Here is a 21,650-nt window from a genome sequence, read left to right as displayed (position 1 = left end):
TCTCTTGCCTTGACGGCCGGATGAGGTCTAGCTCGCGCCATGAAAAACCGGCCCCTGATCGGACTGACACTGGATGCGGAGCAGCCCGGCGGCTACTCGAAGTTCCCCTGGTATGCCCTCCGCTGCAATTATATGGATGCAATCGCCGACTGTTGCGGCGTGCCTGTCGCGCTACCGCACCGGGCGGAACTGGCTACCGACCTGCTTGATGCCGTCGACGCCCTGGTTGTCACCGGCGGCGCGTTCGATGTTGACCCCAAGCTTTACGGTGAGGTCGGACGGCACGAAACCGTCATGTTGAAGGAGGGGAGGACGGCGGCCGAGACGGCGCTGATCGGCGGCGCGCTTGCGCGCGGCATGCCGATTCTCGGCATTTGCGGTGGTGAGCAGTTGCTGGCGGTCGCGCTTGGCGGTACCCTCATCCAGCATATCCCGGACACGGTGCCCGATGCGCTGCCCCATGAGCAGCCGAACCCGCGTAATGAACCGGGACACGAGATCACCCTCACGCCCGGCACCCGCCTTGCCGCAATCGTCGGCGCCGCCACGATGCGGGTCAATTCGGCACACCACCAGGCCGTACGCGCCCCGGGACCTCGCCTCGTGGTGAATGCGGTGGCGCCTGACGGTGTGATTGAGGGCATCGAATCACCAGCGCACCGGTTCTGCCTTGGCGTGCAGTGGCACCCGGAATTCCTGATCGACCCGGGAGACCGGCGCCTGCTCGAAGCCTTCGTCGAGGCTGCGCGATGACCAACCCGGAAAGCGGCGAACGCGGAGAGCGGATTGCGAAATACCTGGCCCGGGCTGGCGTGGCGAGCCGGCGGGACGCCGAGCGCATGATCGAGTCCGGACGGGTCGCTCTCAACGGGACGAAGGTTCTGCACCCGGCGACCTTCGTCGCCGCTGGCGACATCATCCTTATCGACGGTAGTCCGGTCGGTGAGCCATCGCGTACCCGGCTCTGGCGCTACCACAAGCGGGCTGGACTGCTGACCACGCATCGCGACCCCGAGGGCCGGCCCACGATCTTCGAGCGGATGCCGCCCGAATTGCCCCGTGTTGTCAGCGTTGGCCGGCTCGATCTCAACAGCGAGGGGCTGCTGCTGCTCACCAATGACGGCGCCCTCGCCCGGCAACTGGAACTGCCGACAACCGGCTGGCTGCGCCGCTACCGTGTACGGGTGCACGGTACGGTCGACCCCGCCCGCCTGGCGGCGCTGAAGGGCGGCATCGTGGTGGACGGTGTTCGATATGGTCCGATCTCGGCTGAAATCGATTCCACGAAGGGATCGAATTCCTGGCTGGCAGTCGGGCTTAACGAGGGCAAGAACCGCGAGATCCGAAAGGTCATGGCCGCGCTCGGGCTTGAGACAACCCGACTCATTCGTATCGCCTATGGCCCGTTCCAGCTCGGCAACCTGCCGCGAGGGGCGGTCGCGGAAGTCAATCCCAAGGTACTCCGCGAACAATTGCCGAAAGTTGGCCGATGACCGGGCCACGAATTATCGCCGGTGCCTGGCGAGGGCGGATCCTCGCCGTGCCGGATGGCCCCCTCACGCGGCCGACCGCCGGACGAGTACGGCAAGCGTTGTTCGACATCCTCCTCCACACATCCTGGGCGGAGGGCGCTGTTGGCGGTCGCATGGTGCTGGACGCATTCGCTGGCTCCGGCGCACTGGGGTTGGAAGCGCTGTCGCGCGGCGCGGCGGGAGCGACCTTCATCGAACAGGACCGCGCGGCACTGGCGGCTCTTCGCCGGAACGTGGCCGCCTGCCGGGCGGAGGATCGCAGCCGCATCGTCGCGGCCGATGCACTCGCCCCTTCCCGCGGCACGCCGCACGATCTGGTCCTGCTGGATCCGCCCTACGGCAAGGGACTCGTGGGCCGGGCGGTGTCGGCATTCGCCACCGCCGGATGGCTGGCGCCGGGAGCACTGATCGCTGCGGAATTCGGCAAGGCAGACCCAACGCCAGACGGTGTGTCTCCGCTCGCCGAGCGGGCACATGGCGCGGCGCGACTCGTCATCTGGCGCCATACGGCCTGACCACGGTCAGGCCATGATCACCGCGACGTGCCCCTTCTCGCCGGCATAGCCGAGATAGCGGTATCTGCGCCCCCCCTCGGCACAGAATTCCTGGAACGCCTTGTATTCGTGCTGCCGCCAGCCCGGGTAGTTGAAATACTCGTCGAACACGATGATCGTGCCGGGCCGGATTCGATCTCCCAGCATGTCGAACACCGTCCTCGTCGAGGAATAGATGTCGCAGTCGATGTGCAGCAGCGCGACCGGCTCCGCGGTTTCAGCGAGGAATGCGGGCAGGGTTGCATCAAACCAGCCGACATGAAGACGCACATTTCCAGGCACTTTTGGCAGGGCACCATGCCGGTCGAACGCGCCGCGGGCCGAGGCGGTGCCCGACCAGTCCTCCGGCAAACCCTGGAAGGAGTCGAATCCATGCACCGTGCGAGCGGTCGCTCGCGCCAGGCAGTTGAGCGAAAGCCCCTTCTCCACCCCGAATTCAAGAACGAGCCCCTGTTCCGGCGCGCGCGACAGGGCGAAACGCAGCAAATCGAACCGGTCGCGCAGCATCATCGCTGCCTGCATATGCTCGATGACGTAGTCCACCGCCTCCCGCTTGGCGGCGAGGCGGATATCGAACGCCAGATCATTGAGATACCACGAATGCAGGATTTTCCTGTAGGCCCGTGCCAGCAACCCGCCGCGCAGCCCGCGCTGAAGAATCGCCATGGTCAGAGCGGCTTCGGCACGCCGGCACTGGCCAAGGCGGCATCCTGACGAGCATCGAGCGAGGCGGCATCGAATTCCGCGACCGTCTCCTGGAAAAGCTGGTGCCAGTTGAGTTCCGCGCGCAACCGGAGAAACACGCTGCCAAGCCCGATGGCGGAGCGGTCCATCAGCACGAACTCGCGCGGCGGACGAACACCGCCAGTGCGCTTCAGCCCTTCATGAACCTTCTCCGCAACACTGCGACCGAAGGTTACGTCGTTGGTCTCCTGTATGGGCCGCACCCGGTCCTGCATCAGCGGCTCGTACAGGAACCGGGCCCATTCGTTCAGCACGTCGAGCTTTTCCTTGGTGATATCGGTAAAACCCCATGAGGAATAGGCGTGATGGGCGAGCGCATCGTCATTGTCACGGATCGCGCGGAAAAGGTCGATCACACCGGCGACGAAGCGCGAGCCGAACACGCGAATGGCGCCGAAATCGAGCAGATTGATGCCACCAGCCTTGTTCACCTGATAATTGCCGAGATGCGGATCGCCATGGATGACGCCGTATCGGTAGAACGGCACATACCAGGCCCGGAACAGGGCGCGAGCCACCCGATTGCGACTTTCCTGATCGGGGTCGGTATCCAGAAAGGCCTGCATCCCGATGCCGTCCAGCCAGGTCATGGTCAGCAGGCGACGGGAGGAATATTCGGGGATCGGCTCGGGGATGACGATATCGGGCTGCCCTTCGAGCATGATCGCATAGAGCCGGGCCTGCGCTGCCTCGCGCGTATAATCGAGTTCCTCGCGCAGCCGCGTTGCGAGCTCGACATAGATGTCGTCCTGGTGGATCGCGTTATCCATCCGCTTGTAGACGGCCATCGCGAGCTTGAGTTGCCGGAGGTCGGATTCCACGGTGCTCGGCATGTCGGGATATTGCAGCTTGCAGGCGACGATGCGGCCATCCGGCAGTTCGGCCTTGTGGACCTGGCCCAGACTGGCGGCAGCCGCGGCATCACGCCCGAAGGTGCGAAATTTCCCTTCCCAGTCAGGGCCGAGTTCGGCAGCCATCCGGCGGCGGACAAAGGCCCAGCCCATCGGTGGCGCGTTCGACTGCAACTGCGCCAGTTCCCGGGCATATTCCTCGGGCAGGGCGTCGGGCACGGTGCTGAGGATCTGGGCGATCTTCATCATCGGCCCCTTGAGGCCACCGAGAATGGTCTTCAGGTCTTCGGCATGGCGGCCGCGGTCGGTGCGGATACCGAAAACCCGCTCGCCCGCCACCCGCGCCGCAATGCCGGAAACCGCGCCCGAGGTGCGGGCAAAGCGCCTGATTTCGCCGAACAGCGTGCCGCCGGTATCCGCTTCGTTGCCCATGTATCCCCGATTTTCCTCAGTTTTCCAGTTCGTCGATAAAGCCGGCAATCACATCGAGCCCCCTGCGCCAGAACGCCGGATCGGACGCATCGAGGCCAAACGGAGCCAGCAATTCGCGATGCCGCCTCGTGCCGCCGGCGGCCAGCATATCGAGGTAGCGCGCAACGAAATCCGCCCCCGCGCCACGCGCCGCCTGGTCGCGATATACGCCGTAGAGCGCATTCACCAGGCAATCACCGAAGGCATAGGCATAGACGTAGAATGGCGAATGCACGAAATGCGGCACATAGGCCCAGAACATGCGGTAGTCGTCGGAAAATTCGAACGCCGGGCCCAGACTTTCCCGCTGCACGCCAATCCAGATGGCGCTGATCTCGTCAGGCAACAACTCGCCCCGCCGCCGCGCCGCGTGCAGGCGCTGCTCGAACTGGTGAAAGGCGATCTGCCGCACCACCGTGTTCAGCATGTCCTCCACCTTCTGAGCCAGCATCAGCCGGCGACGCTGCGGGTCGCTTTCGGCGTCGAGCAGGGCACGGAAAGTGAGCATCTCGCCGAACACGCTGGCGGTCTCCGCCAGGGTCAGCGGCGTTGCGGCCATCAGATACCCTTGGCGTGCGGCGAGAACCTGATGCACGCCGTGCCCCAGCTCGTGGGCTAGCGTCATCACATCGCGCGCGCGCCCGTGGTAGTTCAGGAGGATGTAGGGATGCACGTCCGGAACGGCGGGATGGGCGAAGGCGCCGCCGGACTTGCCCGGGCGCGGCACGGCATCGATCCAGCCGCCATCGAAGAACCGGGCAGCGATCACGCGCATCTCCGGGCTGAAGGCACCATAGGCGGCGAGTACCCGCTCCCTCGCCTCCGGCCAGCCGATCCGCCGGTCGGACTCGCCGGGCAGCGGCGCGTTCCGGTCCCAGTGTTGCAGACGGTCAAGACCAAGCCAACCGGCCTTCAACGTGTAATACCGGTGGGCAAGCCGGGGATACGCATCGGTCACCGCAGAGACTAGCGCCTCGACCACGGCGGGCTCCACCCGGTTGGCGAGGTGGCGCGCTGCTTCGGGCGACGCGTAGCGCCGCCAGCCATCTTCGATCGCCTTGTCCTTCGCGATCGTGTTCAGAATCTGGGTGAACAGCCGTGCATTGCGCTGCAGGGTCGTACCGATCGCATGGCCGGCTGCCTCGCGCTGCGCGCGATCCGGGTCGGAAAGCCGGTTGAGAGCCGCGGAGAGCGTCAGTTCCTCGCCTGCAACCGGGACCCGTAGCGCAGCGATGGTCTCGTCGAACAGGCGGGACCAGGCGGCATGGCCTGTCACCTCCTTTTCGTGCAGGAGCCGCTCGATCTCATCGGAAAGCTGATGCGGGCGCAAGGCGCGCAGGTCGCCCAGCCACGGCGCAAAGCGCGCCAGCGCCGGATCGGCGAGCGCCGCCTCGAAGGCGGCGTCGTCAATCTGGTTGATCTCCAGCGTGAAGAAAACGACGTCCGCTCCGATTTCCGTCGCCCGTTCGGATATCGACTGGTAGAACTGCCCCGCAGTCGGAACGGTCGCGTCGGCGCTGAAATTCAGCTGGGCGAAGGCGTGCAAACGCCCAAGCCCCTGTTCGATCGCCTCGTATCGGGCAATCGCCTCGGCGAGCCCAGAGCCGTCCAACCCGGCAACCCGTCCGCGAAAAGCGGCGGCAAAGGCGCGCGCATCGGCGCCGAGCCTTGCGATATCGGTCGCGATCGCGGGATCCTCGGTGCCACGGTAGAGATCGGTGAGATTCCAGGACGGCAGGGCGAAGGCGGCGTCGCTGTCGCATTCAGGCCGTACTGTTACGCCAGCCAGATCGTCGGGCGGGGCCAGTGGCCGAATCAACGTCATCAATCACTCCTTACGTCCCAGAGATAGGCCGGAAAAGCCGCCCGTCAAATGCCGGGCTCTGGCGCGTCCCGCCGCAGGCGATTATCTGCCGATCCAAGATGAATTATCGCCACGCCTACCACGCCGGCAATGCCGTCGATTGCATGAAGCACGCGCTGCTGGTTGTGCTGCTGCGCGCGTTGACACGCAAGGAGAAGCCGCTGTTCGTGCTCGATACCCATGCGGGAATCGGCATCTACGATCTCGCCGGCCCGGAAGCGGGCCGCACCCGCGAATGGGAAGGCGGTATCGGCAAGCTCCGCACGGTCGCACCCACCGCTCTTGCAGATTATCTCGGGCTGATCCCGCCTGGCCTTGCCTATCCTGGATCGCCGGCCATCGCGCGCGCGCTGCTTCGGCCGGGCGACCGCCTTGCGCTCTGCGAACTTCACCCCGAAGATGCGGCGGTGCTGAAGCGCCGGTTCCGCGGCGATCCGATGGTGCAGGTTCATGCCCGCGACGGCTACGAGGCCGTGACCGCGCTGTTGCCGCCGCCCGAGCGCCGCGCCCTTGTGCTGATCGACCCACCGTTCGAACGGCCCGACGAGTTCGCCGCGTTGGCGACATCGCTGGATGCCGGGCGGCGGAAATTCCCCTCGGGGATTTTTGCCGCCTGGTATCCTGTGAAGCACCGGACGCCGGTTCGCGATTTCGCTGCCGACATGACGGCCAGAGGCATTCCCGACATTATCGTCTGCGAGATGCTGCTCCGCCCGGCACTCGACCCGGCGCGGCTGAACGGATGCGGCCTGCTGGTGATCAATCCGCCTTATGGTTTCGAAGCCGCGGCGGCCCCGGTGCTGGAAGCACTTCGTGCGGTGCTGGGCGAGGCGGATGCCAGCGTTGCAATCACGCGGCTGGCCCGGGAGAATGGGGTATGACGGCACATCCCGAATTCGCCGTGATCGGCGCCGGGGCCTGGGGCACCGCGCTCGCCTCTCTTTATGCGGCGCAGGGGCGGCGGGTCGCGCTTGTCGCCCGCGATTCTACAAAAGCCGCGGCACTGGCAACCACGCGCACGACGCCGCGTCTGCCCGGGCTTCGCCTGCCTGACTCCCTCGCCGTGACGGCGCGTCCGCCCGAAGCGCCGGTCACGCTGCTCGCCGTACCGTTCCAGCATCTGCGCGAGACCCTCGGTCGCCTGCCGCAAGGCAATGGTACGCTTGTGCTCTGTGCCAAGGGAGTGGAACGCGAAAGCGGCGCATTGGGACCGGAAATCGCGGCGGAAATGGAGCCGCGGCGGCCATGCGCGGTGCTCACCGGTCCCAATTTCGCCCACGAGATCGCCATCGGCCTGCCGGCCGCCGCCGTTCTGGCCATGACCGATGACGGGGCACGGCGCGACCTCGTGCAACACCTTGCGACACCGCGCCTGCGCGTTTACGGCAGCGCGGATCCAATCGGTGCCGCACTGGGCGGGGCCGCGAAAAACGTGATCGCCATTGCCGCCGGTGCGGTGATCGGCGCCGGCCTCGGCGAGAACGCGCGCGCGGCGCTGATCACCCGCGGCCTTGCCGAAATCGCGCGCCTGACCGAAGCGCTGGGCGGGGCGGCGGAGACGATCTCCGGCCTTGCCGGGCTCGGCGATCTCATCCTGACCGCGACCGGCAGCGCGAGCCGGAACTATCGCGCCGGCCTTGCCTTTGGCCAGGGCAAGAGACCCGACACGGAAGCTGGCGTGATCGAGGGTATCGCCACAGCGCCGGCGCTTCTTGCCCGCGCCCGGGCAACTGGTTGTGAAATGCCGGTCACAGAGGCGGTAACCGATCTGCTCGCCGGCCGCATCACGCTCGAGGCCAGCATGAACCGGCTGCTACGCCGGGCCTTGCGCGACGAGCGCTAATCGAGACTCAGACGCCGAATTCGGCGGCCAGTGCCTCGACCGAATCGACGACCACATCCCACGGTCCGGAAGGATTGGCGCGGTCTCCGGTCGCGGCGCCGAATTCGAGCGGACGGCTGATGAAGGCAGTGCGCAGGCCGAAACTCGCAGCGGCGGCAAGATCGTCGTTATGCGCCGCAGCGAGCATGACCTCGTGCGGGGCAAGACCGAGATAGTCGCAGGCGCCGAGATAGACCTCGGCATCCGGCTTGTAGTGCCGAAAAATATCCGAACCGAACGTGACGTCCCACGGGAAGCCATTGCGCCGTGCGAGCGAAACCTGCAACGCAAGATGCCCGTTCGAGAGCGGGCCGATGATGACCGCCTGCCGAAGCCGCGCGAGGCCTGAAACCACGTCCGGCCAAGGTGCCAGGCGGTGCCACAGCTTCACCAGGTGATCGCAATCGGCATCGCTGAGCGGCCCGAACCCGTGCCGGCGGGCCAGTTCGACGACCGCATCGCGATGCAGGTCATCCAGAAGAGTCCAAGGTATCAGGCCGCGCCGCACCCGGTCCATCGAGGGCCGATAGGTCCGGCGCCAGGCATCGGCAACCTCGGCCCAGTCGGCGGAACGGCTGCGGGACGAGCCAAACGCCGTCAGACCGGCGATCACGCTGCCACGCCAGTCCACCAGCGTGCCGAACACGTCAAACAGAACGGCGCGGGGCTGCGTCATGCCGGTCAGGCGGTCACGAGCAGGATGACCACAAGCGCCACCGCGACCGCCTGAAGGCCCACACGCCAGCGCATCAACCGGTTCTGCCGTCGCGGATCGGCGCCCTGCGTCATGCCAACGGCGCCGGCCAGCAGAACGGCCACCACCGCAACCATGTCGACGCCGAGGAGGATCAGAAGAATATCACGCATACCTTGCCATATAATGACTGACTCCGGCCGTCGATAGGGGGTGGCGGTTGACATGAAACGCGATGCCCCTTTCAGAGGAGAGATGTTCCGCGCCCTGTCGCTCGCCCTGCCGATCCTGGCATTGCTCTTGGGAGCCATCCCGGCCGCGAGCGCGGCTGCGCCCGCCTCCAAGGCCACCGCAGCCGCGACATCGCCCGCCGTAAAGGCCGCTCCGCCCCTCACCGCCACACAGATCGACACTGCGATCGCGACGCTGCGCGACGCGAAGCAGCGCGCCACCCTTATCGCCACGCTCGAAGCCATGAAAGGAGGGGCGACAGCGGCCACGACGCAACAAGGCGCGCCAGGTATTGGCCTCGGCATCGCGCAGACGATCGAGGAATGGGCGGAACAGACGCTTCAGGGGATCGGGCGAGCCCTCAGCGACGCGACCGACATTTCCCTGATCTGGCATTGGATTGAGTTCGTCGCGACGGATGCGTGGCTGCGGCACACGGTATTGCAGGCGACCTGGCGGCTGGCCGTCGTACTGGCGGCGGCTCTCTGCGCCGAATGGGTGGTCCGCAGGGCATTGCGTCGACCTCGTACGAGCCTGTTGCGAAACGCGGCGCGACGGCGAGCCGCAGATGGACCGGGGCAAGAGGCCGACGGGGCCGAGGGAATTGCGGCGGCCGAGGCAGGAGAGACCGAGCGCTCACGCCGCCGCCAGCCGCTGCGACGCTGGTTGCGCCGCGTCCCGTGGGCCCTGGGCCATTTCGCCCTCGAACTCGTGCCGGTCATTGCCTTCGCACTGGCAGGTGTCGCTTTGGTATCGGGCGGCATCGCGGATGACAGGGTCTCACGTCTTGTGATCGGCGCCGCGCTGGAAGCCTATGTCGTTTCGCGGTTTGCGATGGAATGCGCCCGTCTCCTGCTCAACCCAAGGGCGCCGGAAATTCGGCTGGCAGGCCTTGGCGATGACCGGGCACGCTGGCTCACCACCTGGCTGCGAGCCATTGTTGGCACAGTCGCCTTCGGATACGCGGCAATTGCGACGGGCGGCCTGTTCGGCCTCTATCCGGCAGCCAGCCGCGTGCTGGTCAAGATCGTTTCGCTGGCGGTGCATCTGATGCTTGCGGTCATGATCCTGCAGGCGCGGCGGCCGGTGGCGGCGTTCATCCGGGGGGAGACGCCGTCGGCCGGCTTCACGGGCGCGCTCAGGGTCGGACTCGCGCATACCTGGCACATTCTCGCTCTCTTTTACGTGATCGCCCTATGGGTCGCATGGGCGATCGGGGTACCGCACGCCTTCTTCATCATGCTGCGGATCGTCGTGGTCCTCGGCCTCGTCGCCATTATCGGACGCGGAGTCGCGGCCAGCCTGGCGTCGGGGCTCGATTCGCTGTTCGACGAGCGAGGCACGCTACGTTCTCGGCATCCCGACCTCCACGCGCGGATGCGGACCTATCTCCCGGTCCTGAAACTCTCGACAGGCTGCGTGATCGCCGCGCTCGGCCTTCTGGTCACGCTGCAGCTTTGGGGAGTCAGCGTGTTTGCCTGGTTCGCCGGAACCACGCTCGGGCGCCAGATCGCCTCGGCAGTCGTGACCATTGCGGCAGCCATCCTCATCGCCCTCATCGTCTGGGAGGCAGCAAACGCCGCGTTGGAAGCTCACGCCGAGCGTCTGATACGTCAGGGGCGTCCCGGCCGCGCCGCCCGCTATCGCACCCTTCTCCCGATGCTCCGATCGGTCCTCATGGGAGCCATTCTGGTTGTGGTCGCGCTGGTGGTGCTCGGCGCCGTGGGCGTCAACATCACGCTTCTGCTCGGCGGGCTGTCGATCTTCGGGCTCGCCGTCGGCTTCGGCTCGCAAAAGCTGGTGCAGGACATCATCACCGGACTTTTCCTGCTCCTGGAAGATGCCGTGCAGGTCGGAGACTGGGTAACCCTCGCCGGAATTTCCGGCAGCGTCGAGAAACTCTCGATCCGCACCATCCGGCTGCGCGCCGGCGACGGTTCGCTGAACGTGATCCCGTTCAGCGCGGTGAGCACGGTATCAAATTTCTCACGGGAGTTTTCATTTGCGCCGATCACGGTCGGCGTTGCCTACAAGGAGGATATCGACCGCGTCTTCGCCGTGATCCGGGATGAGTTCACGAAAATGCGCGCGGACCCGGAATGGGCGCCGAATATTCTCGGCGATATCGAACTTTGGGGCCTCGACCAGTTCGGTGCCTCCTCGCTCGATATCGTGGGCCGCATGCGCACCCCGGCCGGACAGCAGCATGCGGTACGCCGCGAATTCAACCGCCGCCTCAAAATCCGGTTCGACACCGAGGGCATCGAGATACCCTTCCCCTATCAGCGGCTGACCATCGATCCGGAAGAATTCCGCGCCGCGTTTGGCTCCGGCACTTCAGGTGAGGCACGCCCGCCGCACGAGACCACACCGGAGAATGGCTGAGTTTCACACGGCGCACGGTTTCCCCGGACGGAGAAAGTGTTATTTCTGACGCATGAACCCCATCGCTGCCCGCAACGAGCTTGGCCTTAAACTCGCCGGAGACGGATTTGCCTTCCTTTCCGGTGAAGCGTTCGACTGCATGCTACCCGCCGAAGCGGTCGCCTCCGCGGCGTGGGACGGCTTCGCGGCGAGCTGGGACAATATGCCGCTTGATGAATACATGGCCGATGGAGGGCGTTATCGGCGTCGGCGCTTCGGCGTGTTCAGCGCGATATCCAACCAGACGATACGTCGCGCGCCGCATCAGGCTCACTATCAGACGCGTGATTACAACGCGCTGAACGGTGGCGTGGAGCGCTGGTTCGAACCGATCGGTGACGATGTCGCGGCAGGCATCACCTTCCAGGCCCTGCTCGGCTTTACCCGCTCGCTTTTCGAGGAACGGATCGGCAGCGTCGCCTGGCATATCGAGGCCCATCAGTTCCGGATCGAAGCGCCGTCGGATGGCGCCGGCCTGCCAACGCCGGAAGGCATGCATCGTGATGGAGTCGATTTTGTCTTCGTGCTGATGGTGCGGCGAGAGAACATCAAGCAAGGCACGACGACGATCCACGATCTTGCCGGAAACGATCTCGGCAGCTTCACGCTGACCCGCCCTCGCGATTCGGCACTTGTGGATGACCGGCGCGTGTTTCATGGCGTTACGCCGGTGGTCCCGATCGACCCCGCGCGCCCCGCCTTCCGGGATGTTCTGGTCCTGACCTACCGTCGCGTCTGATTCCCCCCTTACCCGAGCCAGGGCGGCACCGGCAGCCCCTTGCCGCGCAGGAATTCCGGGTTGAACAGCTTCGACTGGTAACGCGACGCGCCATCGCAAAGGATCGTCACGATCGTGTGGCCCGGCCCCATTTCGTGTGCGACGCGAATGGCCGCTGCGACATTGATTCCCGCGGAACCACCGACCGAGAGGCCCTCGTGGATCATCAGGTCGTAGACCTGCCCGAGCATTTCGGTATCAGGAATGCGCACCGCATCATCAATTGGCGCGCCTTCCAGATTGGCCGTAACCCGTCCCTGGCCGATTCCCTCGGAAATCGATAATCCGGAGGACGTTATCTCACCAGTCTTGATCCACGAATGCAAGGCGCTGCCTTCGGGGTCGGCAAGCACGATGCGGGTGGCCGGATTGCGCTCCTTCAACGCCAAGGCGACGCCGGCGAGCGTGCCGCCGGTTCCGCAAGCGCAGGTGAAGGCATCGATCTTGCCGCCCGTCTGCGCCCATATCTCCGGCCCGGTCGTGCGGCGATGCCCCTCCCGGTTGGCAAGGTTGTCGAACTGGTTCGCCCAGTAGCCGCCGCATTCCTCGGCAATACGACGGGAAATGTGAACGTAGTTGCCGGGATCGCGATAGGGTTTTGCCGGCACGAGGCGCAGATCGGCGCCGATCATGCGGAGAAAATCCTTCTTTTCCTGGCTCTGCGTCTCGGGCATCACAATAATGCTGCGATAGCCGCGCGCATTGGCCACCAGCGTGAGGCCAATCCCGGTGTTGCCCGCCGTTCCCTCGACGATGGTGCCTGACCGGCCCGGCGTGAGCAGGCCCCGCGCCTCGGCATCCTCGATAATCGCGAGCGCCGCACGATCCTTCACAGAGCCGCCCGGATTCATGAATTCGGCCTTGCCAAGGATTTCACAGCCAGTCGCCTCGGATGCACGACGCAGGCGGATCAAGGGTGTATGGCCGATCGCACCGATGAATCCGCCGGCGATCGAGGTCGCTGATTGCACTGTCACGCTGTTCTTTCTCCCGTGTAACCGTCTTGCATCAGAACCTGGCGTCGGACAACAATGCTTCGATGCCAGGAAGGCGATGAACCGGAGGATGATATGGTTGACGATGTGGCTCCGAAACAGGTGTGGGAGGCGCTGATGAGCAACCCCGAGGCCATGCTCTGCGATGTGCGGACCAGCGCCGAGTGGACCTTTGTCGGGCTACCTGACCTCTCCCAGGCCGGAAAGCAGGTCATCCCGATCGAGTTGCAGGTCTTCCCCAGCATGCAGCACAATCCGCATTTTCTCGACGAGATGAAGCGCGCGGGCCTAAACGCGGATCACCACGTCTATTTCATCTGCCGTAGCGGCGGCCGCAGCATGGCTGCGGCACGGATCGCGCAGGAGCATGGCTTTCCCCATGTCTACAACGTGAGGGACGGATTCGAAGGCCCGCACGACCAGCGCGGCCATCGCGGCCATGTGGCTGGCTGGAAGCATGATGGTCTGCCCTGGGTGCAGAAATAGGCGTTGGTCCACCGGCGCGCGGAAGCAGCCCTGCGCATGCGTGTCTGGAAAACCTCACCTCCCTGCCCTCATTGAGGGTGGATGAACGATCCGACACCGACAACCGCGACCTCGTTCCATATAAAGCGCGGCTCCGCGGAATTCCGCCGCACGACACTTGCAATGTTCGCTGCCGGCTTCGCGACTTTTGCGCTGATGTATTGCGTGCAGCCGCTGCTGCCGGTGTTTGCGAGCGATTTCCGCGTGCGCCCGGTGTCGGCAAGCCTCGCTCTGTCGCTCACCACTTTCACCCTCGCCGGTTCCCTGCTCGTGGCCAGCGCGGTCTCGGAAGCATGGGGCCGCAAGAACATGATGGCGGGCTCGGTCATCGGCGCCGCCTTCCTGACCATTGCTTCGGCGGCGATTCCGCATTGGGGCGCCTTTCTCGCGGTCCGGGCATTGATCGGCTTTGTGCTTTCGGGCCTGCCCGCGGTGGCCATGGCCTATCTCGCGGAGGAAATTGATCCCAAATCGATGAGTCTCGCCATGGGACTCTATGTCGGCGGCAGCGGCTTCGGCGGCATGAGCGGTCGACTGATTACGGGAGTGCTGGCCGATCTTGCCGGGTGGCGGATCGCGATTGCGGGCATTGGCGCGATCGGCCTCGCCTCCGGAATCATCTTCACCTCCAGCCTGCCGGCATCGCGCAACTTCACCCGCCGGACACTTTCAATCAGGCATCTCGCGCGAAGCTATGCCGCTCACCTCGCCGATCCGGCATTGCGACTGCTCTATGCCGAGGGTTTCCTGATCATGGGCGGCTTCGTGACTATTTATAATTATATCACGTTCCGCCTGATCGCCCCGCCATTCAGCCTGTCGCAGGCTGCGGTCGGCATGATTTTCACGGTCTATCTCGTGGGCGTCGGCAGTTCGGCCTGGAGCGGCCACCTCACCGGCAGGATCGGAAGGGCGCGGATGCTGCCGATCGCAATCGCTTTGGAACTTGCCGGCGCCCTTCTGACCCTTTCGGGGACTCTATGGCTTGTCATCGCAGGTATCGCGCTGGTCACGCTCGGCTTCTTCGCGAGCCACACGACGGCAAGCGCCTGGGTCGGGGCCGCCGCGCGCGGCGCGCGGGCACAGGCTGCGGCACTTTACCTGTTTCTCTATTATCTCGGGTCGAGCCTTGTGGGCTCGCTCGGCGGATTCGCCTGGAGTTCGTGGGGCTGGAGCGGCGTGGTGACGATGATCGCGCTACTGTTGCTGGCCGGGCTTGCATTGGCAGTGCGACTGGCCACCTTGCCATCCCGGCGCGCGGAGGTCATGTAGCGAAGATGAATCATGAAGCGGTCAAACTGGCGGAGTGCGGCTGATGGACGGCGGCGCCGAACAGCGGCAGATTACGATCCATAAGCCGGAAGACTTCGTGCCGATGCGAGCTGCGGGCGCACTGGCGGCCGAGGTGCTCGACATGGTCGGCGCGCATGTCCGCCCAGGCATCTCGACCGGAGAGATCGACCGGATCTGCCACGACTATATCGTCGCCCGCGGCGCAATTCCGGCGCCGCTCAACTATCGTGGGTTCCCGAAATCGACCTGCATCTCGATCAACCACGTTGTCTGCCATGGCATTCCAGGCGATCGCGTGCTGATGGATGGCGACATTCTGAACATTGACATCACGGTAATTCTCGATGGCTGGCACGGCGATTCCAGCCGGATGTACATAGCGGGCACAGCGTCGACCAAAGCTCGCCGACTGATCGATGTTACCTATCAGTCGCTGCTGGAAGGAATTCGCGCCGCCAGGCCGGGTGCGCATTTCGGTGATATCGGCCACGCCATCCAAACCTATGTCGAGGCGCAGCGTTTCTCCGTCGTGCGGGATTTCTGCGGCCATGGCATCGGCCGCCGCTTCCACGAAGCGCCCAACGTGCTGCATTTCGGCCGCAAGGGAGATGGCCCCGAACTACGCCCAGGCATGTTCTTCACCATCGAACCGATGGTGAACGCGGGAAGGCCGGAGGTAAAGGTGCTCGACGACGGCTGGACAGCGGTGACGCGGGATCGCAGCCTGTCGGCCCAATTCGAGCACATGGTCGGAATTACGGAGTCCGGTTGCGAGGTTTTTACCCTGGCAGCCGGCGAAGTGATCTGATCGGCGCACTTTGCAAGCGCAGCCAGCTATGACAAGCTCCGGCTGTGACGAGCGGCCGGAACACACTCCAAGATAGTAATATTCAGGCGGATCTTCTTCTGGAAGGTCAATCGCCGGACGATGAGCCGCACGGTTCCGATGTCCATGGCGCAACCGGGCATCGCGCGCGCTTGCGTGCACGCCTGCTCAAGGCTGGGCCTGAAGCGCTTGCCGACCATGAAATCCTCGAGATGGTGTTGTTTCTTGCCGTTCCCCGGCGCGACACCAAGCCGATCGCACGCGCGCTCGTCCGGCGTTTCGGCTCCTATGCGGGCGCCATTGCGGCGCCAATCGGCGAGTTGCGGGGCGTCGAAGGGCTGGGCGAAGCCGGCGCCGCCGCTTTGAAGATCGTTCAGGCGGCTGCACTCCGGCTCGCGAAGGCGGAAATCGCTTATCGTCCCGTGCTGAACCACTGGGACAGGCTCATAGAATACCTCACGGCAGTGCTGGCCCGTGAACGGGTCGAGCAGGCGCGGGCGCTGTTTCTCGACCAGCGCAATCGGCTGATCGCCGACGAGGTCCAGTCCGTGGGAACCGTGAACCACACCCCGCTATATCCGCGCGAGTTGATCAGGCGCGCTCTCGAACACCATGCAACCGCGATCATCCTGGTCCATAACCATCCCAGCGGTGACCCGACCCCGTCGCCGGAAGACGTGGCGATGACGCGCGAGATCAAGCAGGCTGCATCAACACTTTCGATCGTCCTGCACGATCACGTGATCGTCGGTAATGGCAAGTGGGTCAGCCTCAAGCGGCTGGGTCTGCTATGATCCCCAGCCACTGAGAACGGCGATGGGAAGGTTGATACGCAAGCGCCCCCCAGATCCGGCAATCGCGGCGAGCGCCATTGGAAACAGAGCCCGCGGGGGAATCCGGCGCGACCTGGCCGAAAGCGCGTTGGTCTCTCCCGCATCGCGAAGATCGCGCAGCAGGGCGAACGGCTCCGCGTATTCGAGGTCAACCTCCTCCCGTTCGGCGATCGGCAGCGCAAATCCCGCGCGCTGCATCAGGCCGGCGCAGTCCGCAAGCGTGGGGAATGGCGAGACACGCGGCGCCGCTCCTCCGGTCAGGACCTCTTCCGCTTCGATGAGGGCGGAACGCAGTTCCGACAAGGTTCCGAGAAGCGGCAGGCTGCCGATGAAGAGCCCTTCTGGCGTCAGCGCCTGGCGCAACTGGATGAGGGCCCCGGGCAAGTCGTTCACCCAGTGCAGCGACATATGGGCGACGATGAGATCGAACCGCGCCGGACCGAACGGCAGAAATTCGGGGTCTCCTGCAACGCTGGCCGTTCCGTGCGCGAGAGCGGGGGATATATCGCAGGTGACGACCTCGATACCGCGGGCGTTCAACAGCGGTGCAACCGCACCCCGCCCGCCGATGTCGAGCGCGAGACGGAATCGCCGTCCGGTATCGTCAAGCCGGTCGAGCACGCGAGACGCGAGCTCGTCGAGCACTGGCCGAACCTTGGCCAGCCGTGGTGCTGCCCGGGTCCGATGGGCGGCGACTGCCCTGCGATCGAAGATCTCCATCTGGCTCATCGGCGTGCTTGTGCCGCGTCTGCCGGCTGGCGAAAAGCCCCTGTCATGCTGAAGTCGCTGGCCCGTGCTGCGCTTGATCTCCTGCTCCCGCCCCAGTGCCTGGCCTGCAGCGAGGAGGTGCCGGCCGACGGGCTGCTTTGCGTCTCGTGTTTCGTCGAGACCAGTTTCATCACTGACCCGGTTTGCGGCCAATGCGGCCTTCCGCTTGCCGAGCCTGCCCCGCTCTGCACGAGTTGTGACTGGGCGCCCCCCACATTCCGCAGCGCCCGCGCCGCACTGCAATACAATGCCGCCGCCAAGCGGCTGATCCTGCCTTTCAAGTATGCCGATCGGCCGGAACTCGCTATCGGCCTCGCACGGCTGCTGCTCCGCCCTGGCAAGGAGTTACTGGCGCGCGCGGATCTCCTGGTGCCCGTGCCGCTACACCGCTCGCGCCTCGCTCATCGCGGGTATAACCAGGCCGGGCTGCTCGCCCGTGCGCTGGGGCGCATTTCCGGCAAGAAGGTCATGATCGATGCCCTCGTCCGCCTGAGGGCAACCCGGCCTCTTTCAGAACTGGACCAGACAGGGCGAGAATTGGCCCTTAAAGGGGCAATCGGCATCCGCGAGGGCCGCGAAGCGCATATTGCAGGGCGCACAATCCTGCTCGTCGACGATGTCCTGACAACCGGCGCCACGGCATCCGCCTGCGCTGATGCGCTCTACGCCGCAGGGGCCGCTGCCGTTGATGTACTGGCCATTGCACGTGTCGCGGAGGCCGAAGACATTTAACAATTACGCAACAGTCTTGCGATAAATTTCGGCTCGCGTATGTGAAGGGCTGGAGAGATCATATGCCGACAGTCGAAATTTACACCCAGGCTTTCTGCCCGTACTGCAGCCGCGCCGTTCGCCTCATGCGCGAGAAGGGCGTGCCGTTCACAGAAATTGATGCCCCCCGAGGCTCCGCAGCCCGCCGCGAGGCCATTGAAAGATCTGGTGGCAGCACGACCGTACCGCAGATCTTCATCGACGGCCAATCGATCGGCGGCTGCGACGAGTTGCTCGAACTCGAACGGACCGGCCGGCTTGATCCACTCCTTGCAGCATGATCCATTATCAACTCCGCTGCGCCTGCACTCATGAATTCGATGGCTGGTTTGCCAATAGTGCAAGCTTCGAACGCCAGGTGAAGCGCCGCCTTCTCAATTGCCCGCGCTGCGGTGGCACGGACGTGGCACGCGCTTTGATGGCCCCTCGAATCGGCAAGGGCAATCCGGAAGAGCCGCGCCAACAACCTCCGGCCAGGAAGCCGAGAACCGCCGCGGTCGCCGGACGCATGCCCGACGAATTGCGGGCATTGCTGGCGGGGCTGCGGCGCGAGGTCGAGACGCATTGCGACTATGTCGGCCAAGAATTCGCGGCCGAAGCGCGGCGCATCCATAATGGCGATGCCCCCTCGCGCGGCATTTACGGCGAAGCCACCGAGGCCGAATCGGAAGCGCTTGCCGAAGAAGGAATCGAGTTCGCTCAAATTCCCTGGGTGCCACCGGCCGACGGCTGACACGGAGGATCGCGGGATGCATCACACCTCGCCTGCCCTGTTCGAACTGGACGGCGTCCGCCCGGAAATCGATCCGGATGCGTGGGTCGCACCCGGCGCGGTTTTGATTGGCGCCGTTCAAGTCGCGGCGGGAGCCAATGTCTGGTTCAATTGCACGTTACGTGCTGATAATAACGTGATCCAGATCGGTCCACGAACCAACGTCCAGGATGGCACGGTTATCCACGTGAACGCCGGCGAACGGTTCGCGGCACGCATTGGCGCCGATGTCACCATTGGTCACGCCGCAATCATTCATGCATGCACGCTGGAGAATCGCGCGTTCGTCGCCATGGGTGCCGTCGTGCTCGACGGAGCGGTCATCGAGGAAGGTGGAATGCTGGCTGCGCATTCCCTGCTGACGCCAGGCAAGCGCATCGGCCGCAACGAACTCTGGATGGGATCACCTGCCCGACTGGTCAGGGTGATGACGAATGAGGAACGTGCCCAATATGATCTGACGGCACCGCATTACGTCGAACTTGCGGCGCGCTTCCGCAACGGGCTCAAGCCGGCCTGATCTTATCGGCACGGCATTGGAGACATGCCATGCACCAGGCGATCCGCTCCAGTCTATTCATCGGTCTGGTCAGTCTTGGCCTTTCCGGCTGCGCACTCGAAACGCCTCCTCCATCCACCGGCTATCTCCCGGCAAATGCCTTCGACGGTCGGGTCATCGGCGAAGATCCGGCGATCGCGGCAACCAACGAAGCGCGCTGGTCATTCACCCACCCCAAAGCCATGCAGGGACGACCGGCCGAAATGGCGCTTGCCGTCGCCTCGCTCGACGCCATGGCCGGACAATTTGCCACCGGCGGCCGCTGGGTCTCAATGAATAGTCTTGCCAAGCTCCAGATGCTGCGGGCGCGTCGCGCGGTGCGGGCGATACTCGGCATCAGGCCGGGCACACCATCGCAGACCGTCATCAATTCAATGGTGACGATCAGCCTCGCCTTGCGTCATGGCAATCGGCCAGCAGCCCTTGCCGCCGCGAAAGGCGCGGAATTTACCCTCCCTCCGCCGCGCACCCTTTCAATCCTTGCACATTTCCCGCCTGTCCCGATTGCTGCAGAGGCAACCACTTTCGCAAGCCGGTATCTCTTCCCGGGCGGCGGCGGTCCTTTTTTTCTCCGCTGAGCGTTTGGTCACAGATGGTGCCGGCAGCGGCACGGGCAAAATGGAAACCGGTCCGGTCGCTATTGGCTACCGCCTCCACTTGCTGGCTTGAACCGGTAGGGGCTGGCACTGGTCGTCGAAACATCAAGCGCGAGGCGATGGGCCAGCGGCGGGAAGGCGCGGGAGCGGCAATCGGGCCGGTCGCAAAGCCTGCAGGACAGGCCAATCCCTACCGCCGCGCGGTCCAGATCGAGCCCGTCAGCATAAACGACCTCGCCGGCACGGCCGATGTCGCACCCCATCGCCACAACGCGCGTGGCCGGCGGTTCGCCCCAATGCGCGGGCGAGGCAATGATCGTGCGCGCGAAACATAGATATGTTGCGCCCTCCGGCAGTTGCGCCACCTGCACCCGGACTGTCCCGGGAGTCGCAAACGCCGAGTGCACGATCCAGCGCGGGCAGTTGCCGCCAAAACGTGCGAACGGAAACCCTGCGGCGGAAAATCGCTTCGAGACATTCCCCGCAGGGTCAACGCGCAGAAAAAAGAACGGCACGCCGCGCGCCCCCTGGCGCTGGAGCGTGGAGAGGCGGTGGCAGGCCTGCTCGAATGAGACACCGAAGCGCATCGCCAGATGTTCAACATCGTGCCGCAATTCCTGGGCTGCAGCCAAGAACGGCACATAGGGCATCAGGACGGCGCCGGCGAAATAATTAATCAGTCCGATCCGCAGCAACTCCCCCGCATCGCGTGTGGTGAGGGTCGCCCGTCGGACCACCTGTTCGATCAGATCACGGGCCTCGAACAGGCCAAGCTGGAAGGCCATCTGAAATCCGCGGCTCTCCCGCGGGAGGGTCTCGGACAGGACAAGATGCCGCCGCGCGGGATCGAACACGCGCAGTGCCCCCGGCAGGGGCGCCACGGAAACGACAAGCCCATGCTTGTGGCGCAGCCGCTCCGCCAAGGCGTGATTCATCCCCAGCGTCGCTGCCGGCAGTTCCGCCCCGAGCGCCTCTGCGGCCTCCTCAAGCTCGGGAAAGTGGTTGGCATGCTCATGAAAGACATCCCGCACTTCCTCGTTCGGCAACAGGATCTTGCGGCCGGACGGGAGCGTGATCCCGCCGGTCTCCTCCCTGACCGCCTGGAACGCGCGATACAGACCAAGCATCGCCTGGGCTGCCGCGGGGGCGGATGCGGCGATCATCTGCGCTTCGGAATCGGGCACCGACTCCGTCCCGATCAGCGGGTCGGCGAACGCTTCCCGCAACGCCTGTTCCACCTGCCGCTCGTCGGAGCCGGAAAGCGCAGCAAGATCCACCTTAAGCGTCTCGGTCAGCTTGATCAGCAGCGCAGCCGTCACGCCCCGCTGATCATGCTCGATCAGATTGAGATACGAGGTCGAGATGCCCAGCCGGCTCGCCAGTTTCTGCTGCGTCAGGCCGTGTTCCTGACGCAGGCGGCGAACGATACGACCGATTAACGGCTTGGACATGCGAGCAGCCTCGTCGAGCAGGTGGATTTTTCAGATTTTACATATTGTAAAATTTTACGGTCAATTCAGCGACGCATTTCATCATTTAATGCCATTTTTGGCAATGACATTCGCGGTTGCAGCGTAAATAATTCACTCATCAGCGCGACTTGAGCGTCTGTGAATTCGCCGCCACGGCAAAGGAGAGTGTCATGTCAAATTTCCCCCAACCCCGGCCCATTCCCCCGGAAGGCATT

General features: G+C 64.7%; 24 protein-coding genes. 16 read left to right on the top strand and 8 right to left on the bottom strand.

Annotation, left to right across the window (positions count from 1 at the left end):
• Nucleotides 1-39: 39 nt before the first annotated feature.
• From APM_RS02920 to rsmD, 3 genes are read left to right on the top strand one after another with little or no spacing between them, the layout of a single operon-like run.
• Nucleotides 40-753 carry a gamma-glutamyl-gamma-aminobutyrate hydrolase family protein gene (locus APM_RS02920; RefSeq protein WP_039887622.1) on the top strand — a complete coding sequence of 238 codons (714 nt, stop codon included), beginning with the start codon at nucleotides 40-42 and terminating at the stop codon, nucleotides 751-753.
• Entirely contained in the window at nucleotides 750-1,493 is a 744-nt protein-coding gene (locus APM_RS02915) for a pseudouridine synthase (RefSeq protein WP_007421864.1), read from the top strand. Before APM_RS02920 ends, APM_RS02915 begins: the two co-directional genes overlap by 4 nt.
• A complete protein-coding gene (gene rsmD / locus APM_RS02910; protein ID WP_082468532.1) occupies nucleotides 1,490-2,047 on the top strand; it encodes a 16S rRNA (guanine(966)-N(2))-methyltransferase RsmD in 558 nt (185 codons plus the stop codon). The genes APM_RS02915 and rsmD overlap by 4 nt, the downstream gene beginning before the upstream one ends.
• A gap of 6 nt (nucleotides 2,048-2,053) precedes the next feature.
• Here the strand turns inward: rsmD and APM_RS02905 are convergent, their stop codons facing one another.
• Genes APM_RS02905 through APM_RS02895 form a run of 3 tightly spaced genes read right to left on the bottom strand, consistent with a single transcriptional unit; the run spans nucleotide 2,054 to nucleotide 5,977 of the window.
• Entirely contained in the window at nucleotides 2,054-2,752 is a 699-nt protein-coding gene (locus APM_RS02905; RefSeq protein ID WP_007421862.1) for a class I SAM-dependent methyltransferase, read from the bottom strand.
• Nucleotides 2,753-2,754: 2 nt separating this feature from the next.
• Nucleotides 2,755-4,113 (bottom strand): AarF/ABC1/UbiB kinase family protein, encoded by a 1,359-nt coding sequence (locus tag APM_RS02900; RefSeq protein WP_007421861.1) that lies wholly within the window; start codon nucleotides 4,111-4,113, stop codon nucleotides 2,755-2,757.
• Between the two features lie 16 nt (nucleotides 4,114-4,129).
• Complete coding sequence (locus APM_RS02895) at nucleotides 4,130-5,977, bottom strand: M3 family oligoendopeptidase (protein ID WP_007421860.1); 1,848 nt, start codon at nucleotides 5,975-5,977, stop codon at nucleotides 4,130-4,132.
• A gap of 98 nt (nucleotides 5,978-6,075) precedes the next feature.
• Between APM_RS02895 and APM_RS02890 the strand changes: the two genes are divergently transcribed.
• Both APM_RS02890 and APM_RS02885 read left to right on the top strand, forming a co-directional pair.
• Complete coding sequence (locus tag APM_RS02890; protein WP_007421858.1) at nucleotides 6,076-6,897, top strand: 23S rRNA (adenine(2030)-N(6))-methyltransferase RlmJ; 822 nt, start codon at nucleotides 6,076-6,078, stop codon at nucleotides 6,895-6,897.
• On the top strand, nucleotides 6,894-7,859 hold the full coding sequence (locus tag APM_RS02885; RefSeq protein WP_007421859.1) for an NAD(P)H-dependent glycerol-3-phosphate dehydrogenase: 966 nt from the start codon (nucleotides 6,894-6,896) through the stop codon (nucleotides 7,857-7,859). Before APM_RS02890 ends, APM_RS02885 begins: the two co-directional genes overlap by 4 nt.
• Nucleotides 7,860-7,866: 7 nt before the next feature.
• Here APM_RS02885 and APM_RS02880 read toward each other — a convergent pair whose 3' ends face one another.
• The gene (locus APM_RS02880) at nucleotides 7,867-8,574 is read right to left on the bottom strand and encodes a haloacid dehalogenase type II (protein ID WP_007421857.1); all 708 of its coding nucleotides are present in this window, start codon (nucleotides 8,572-8,574) and stop codon (nucleotides 7,867-7,869) included.
• A gap of 5 nt (nucleotides 8,575-8,579) precedes the next feature.
• Complete coding sequence (locus APM_RS02875) at nucleotides 8,580-8,819, bottom strand: twin transmembrane helix small protein (protein WP_231295398.1); 240 nt, start codon at nucleotides 8,817-8,819, stop codon at nucleotides 8,580-8,582.
• Between APM_RS02875 and APM_RS02870 the strand changes: the two genes are divergently transcribed.
• Together APM_RS02870 and APM_RS02865 are read left to right on the top strand one after the other, a co-directional pair.
• The gene (locus APM_RS02870; protein WP_039887621.1) at nucleotides 8,818-11,208 is read left to right on the top strand and encodes a mechanosensitive ion channel domain-containing protein; all 2,391 of its coding nucleotides are present in this window, start codon (nucleotides 8,818-8,820) and stop codon (nucleotides 11,206-11,208) included. The genes APM_RS02875 and APM_RS02870 overlap by 2 nt on opposite strands.
• Nucleotides 11,209-11,260: 52 nt before the next feature.
• Nucleotides 11,261-11,986 (top strand): 2OG-Fe dioxygenase family protein, encoded by a 726-nt coding sequence (locus APM_RS02865; RefSeq protein WP_007421855.1) that lies wholly within the window; start codon nucleotides 11,261-11,263, stop codon nucleotides 11,984-11,986.
• A gap of 8 nt (nucleotides 11,987-11,994) precedes the next feature.
• Here APM_RS02865 and APM_RS02860 read toward each other — a convergent pair whose 3' ends face one another.
• Nucleotides 11,995-13,002 carry a cysteine synthase A gene (locus APM_RS02860; RefSeq protein WP_007421854.1) on the bottom strand — a complete coding sequence of 336 codons (1,008 nt, stop codon included), beginning with the start codon at nucleotides 13,000-13,002 and terminating at the stop codon, nucleotides 11,995-11,997.
• Nucleotides 13,003-13,095: 93 nt separating this feature from the next.
• Here APM_RS02860 and APM_RS02855 point away from each other — a divergent pair, with 93 nt between their 5' ends.
• From APM_RS02855 to radC, 4 genes are all read left to right on the top strand, one after another.
• Complete coding sequence (locus tag APM_RS02855) at nucleotides 13,096-13,506, top strand: rhodanese-like domain-containing protein (protein WP_011942282.1); 411 nt, start codon at nucleotides 13,096-13,098, stop codon at nucleotides 13,504-13,506.
• An 81-nt stretch (nucleotides 13,507-13,587) separates the two neighbouring features.
• The gene (locus APM_RS02850; protein WP_007421852.1) at nucleotides 13,588-14,817 is read left to right on the top strand and encodes an MFS transporter; all 1,230 of its coding nucleotides are present in this window, start codon (nucleotides 13,588-13,590) and stop codon (nucleotides 14,815-14,817) included.
• Between the two features lie 43 nt (nucleotides 14,818-14,860).
• Nucleotides 14,861-15,646 carry a type I methionyl aminopeptidase gene (map, locus tag APM_RS02845; RefSeq protein ID WP_007421851.1) on the top strand — a complete coding sequence of 262 codons (786 nt, stop codon included), beginning with the start codon at nucleotides 14,861-14,863 and terminating at the stop codon, nucleotides 15,644-15,646.
• Nucleotides 15,647-15,690: 44 nt separating this feature from the next.
• Nucleotides 15,691-16,458, top strand: coding sequence for a DNA repair protein RadC (gene radC, locus APM_RS02840; RefSeq protein ID WP_007421850.1), 768 nt, complete (start codon nucleotides 15,691-15,693; stop codon nucleotides 16,456-16,458).
• On the opposite strand, the gene APM_RS02835 is transcribed toward radC, so the two are convergent.
• Entirely contained in the window at nucleotides 16,453-17,217 is a 765-nt protein-coding gene (locus APM_RS02835) for a methyltransferase domain-containing protein (protein ID WP_241763096.1), read from the bottom strand. The two genes, radC and APM_RS02835, sit on opposite strands and share 6 nt — an antisense overlap.
• A gap of 54 nt (nucleotides 17,218-17,271) precedes the next feature.
• Here APM_RS02835 and APM_RS02830 point away from each other — a divergent pair, with 54 nt between their 5' ends.
• From APM_RS02830 to APM_RS02810, 5 genes are all read left to right on the top strand, one after another.
• Entirely contained in the window at nucleotides 17,272-17,997 is a 726-nt protein-coding gene (locus tag APM_RS02830; RefSeq protein ID WP_007421848.1) for a ComF family protein, read from the top strand.
• A gap of 62 nt (nucleotides 17,998-18,059) precedes the next feature.
• A complete protein-coding gene (gene grxC / locus APM_RS02825) occupies nucleotides 18,060-18,317 on the top strand; it encodes a glutaredoxin 3 (RefSeq protein ID WP_011942287.1) in 258 nt (85 codons plus the stop codon).
• A complete protein-coding gene (locus APM_RS02820) occupies nucleotides 18,314-18,769 on the top strand; it encodes a DUF1178 family protein (RefSeq protein ID WP_007421846.1) in 456 nt (151 codons plus the stop codon). Before grxC ends, APM_RS02820 begins: the two co-directional genes overlap by 4 nt.
• A gap of 16 nt (nucleotides 18,770-18,785) precedes the next feature.
• On the top strand, nucleotides 18,786-19,328 hold the full coding sequence (locus APM_RS02815) for a gamma carbonic anhydrase family protein (RefSeq protein WP_007421845.1): 543 nt from the start codon (nucleotides 18,786-18,788) through the stop codon (nucleotides 19,326-19,328).
• Nucleotides 19,329-19,357: 29 nt separating this feature from the next.
• The gene (locus tag APM_RS02810) at nucleotides 19,358-19,945 is read left to right on the top strand and encodes a hypothetical protein (RefSeq protein WP_007421844.1); all 588 of its coding nucleotides are present in this window, start codon (nucleotides 19,358-19,360) and stop codon (nucleotides 19,943-19,945) included.
• Nucleotides 19,946-20,004: 59 nt separating this feature from the next.
• Here APM_RS02810 and APM_RS02805 read toward each other — a convergent pair whose 3' ends face one another.
• The gene (locus tag APM_RS02805; protein WP_007421843.1) at nucleotides 20,005-21,414 is read right to left on the bottom strand and encodes a short-chain fatty acyl-CoA regulator family protein; all 1,410 of its coding nucleotides are present in this window, start codon (nucleotides 21,412-21,414) and stop codon (nucleotides 20,005-20,007) included.
• Nucleotides 21,415-21,650 lie beyond the last annotated feature (236 nt).

The sequence above is a fragment of the Acidiphilium sp. PM genome (assembly GCF_000219295.1).
Lineage (GTDB): Bacteria > Pseudomonadota > Alphaproteobacteria > Acetobacterales > Acetobacteraceae > Acidiphilium > Acidiphilium multivorum.
This window is presented reverse-complemented; position numbering and strand designations above follow the sequence as displayed.

Bases quoted from the DNA above. Each gene is read 5' to 3' on its own strand.
- APM_RS02865 (WP_007421855.1), top strand. From the start codon at position 11,261: ATGAACCCCATCGCTGCCCGCAACGAGCTTGGCCTTAAACTCGCCGGA.
- APM_RS02900 (WP_007421861.1), bottom strand. From the start codon at position 4,113: ATGGGCAACGAAGCGGATACCGGCGGCACGCTGTTCGGCGAAATCAGG.
- APM_RS02835 (WP_241763096.1), bottom strand. From the start codon at position 17,217: ATGGAGATCTTCGATCGCAGGGCAGTCGCCGCCCATCGGACCCGGGCA.
- rsmD (WP_082468532.1), top strand. From the start codon at position 1,490: ATGACCGGGCCACGAATTATCGCCGGTGCCTGGCGAGGGCGGATCCTC.
- APM_RS02890 (WP_007421858.1), top strand. From the start codon at position 6,076: ATGAATTATCGCCACGCCTACCACGCCGGCAATGCCGTCGATTGCATG.
- APM_RS02815 (WP_007421845.1), top strand. From the start codon at position 18,786: ATGCATCACACCTCGCCTGCCCTGTTCGAACTGGACGGCGTCCGCCCG.
- APM_RS02875 (WP_231295398.1), bottom strand. From the start codon at position 8,819: ATGTCAACCGCCACCCCCTATCGACGGCCGGAGTCAGTCATTATATGG.
- APM_RS02915 (WP_007421864.1), top strand. From the start codon at position 750: ATGACCAACCCGGAAAGCGGCGAACGCGGAGAGCGGATTGCGAAATAC.
- APM_RS02880 (WP_007421857.1), bottom strand. From the start codon at position 8,574: ATGACGCAGCCCCGCGCCGTTCTGTTTGACGTGTTCGGCACGCTGGTG.
- APM_RS02920 (WP_039887622.1), top strand. From the start codon at position 40: ATGAAAAACCGGCCCCTGATCGGACTGACACTGGATGCGGAGCAGCCC.
- grxC (WP_011942287.1), top strand. From the start codon at position 18,060: ATGCCGACAGTCGAAATTTACACCCAGGCTTTCTGCCCGTACTGCAGC.
- APM_RS02905 (WP_007421862.1), bottom strand. From the start codon at position 2,752: ATGGCGATTCTTCAGCGCGGGCTGCGCGGCGGGTTGCTGGCACGGGCC.
- map (WP_007421851.1), top strand. From the start codon at position 14,861: ATGGACGGCGGCGCCGAACAGCGGCAGATTACGATCCATAAGCCGGAA.
- APM_RS02820 (WP_007421846.1), top strand. From the start codon at position 18,314: ATGATCCATTATCAACTCCGCTGCGCCTGCACTCATGAATTCGATGGC.
- APM_RS02870 (WP_039887621.1), top strand. From the start codon at position 8,818: ATGAAACGCGATGCCCCTTTCAGAGGAGAGATGTTCCGCGCCCTGTCG.
- APM_RS02805 (WP_007421843.1), bottom strand. From the start codon at position 21,414: ATGTCCAAGCCGTTAATCGGTCGTATCGTTCGCCGCCTGCGTCAGGAA.
- APM_RS02895 (WP_007421860.1), bottom strand. From the start codon at position 5,977: ATGACGTTGATTCGGCCACTGGCCCCGCCCGACGATCTGGCTGGCGTA.
- APM_RS02810 (WP_007421844.1), top strand. From the start codon at position 19,358: ATGCACCAGGCGATCCGCTCCAGTCTATTCATCGGTCTGGTCAGTCTT.
- APM_RS02885 (WP_007421859.1), top strand. From the start codon at position 6,894: ATGACGGCACATCCCGAATTCGCCGTGATCGGCGCCGGGGCCTGGGGC.
- APM_RS02850 (WP_007421852.1), top strand. From the start codon at position 13,588: ATGAACGATCCGACACCGACAACCGCGACCTCGTTCCATATAAAGCGC.
- APM_RS02830 (WP_007421848.1), top strand. From the start codon at position 17,272: ATGCTGAAGTCGCTGGCCCGTGCTGCGCTTGATCTCCTGCTCCCGCCC.
- APM_RS02855 (WP_011942282.1), top strand. From the start codon at position 13,096: ATGGTTGACGATGTGGCTCCGAAACAGGTGTGGGAGGCGCTGATGAGC.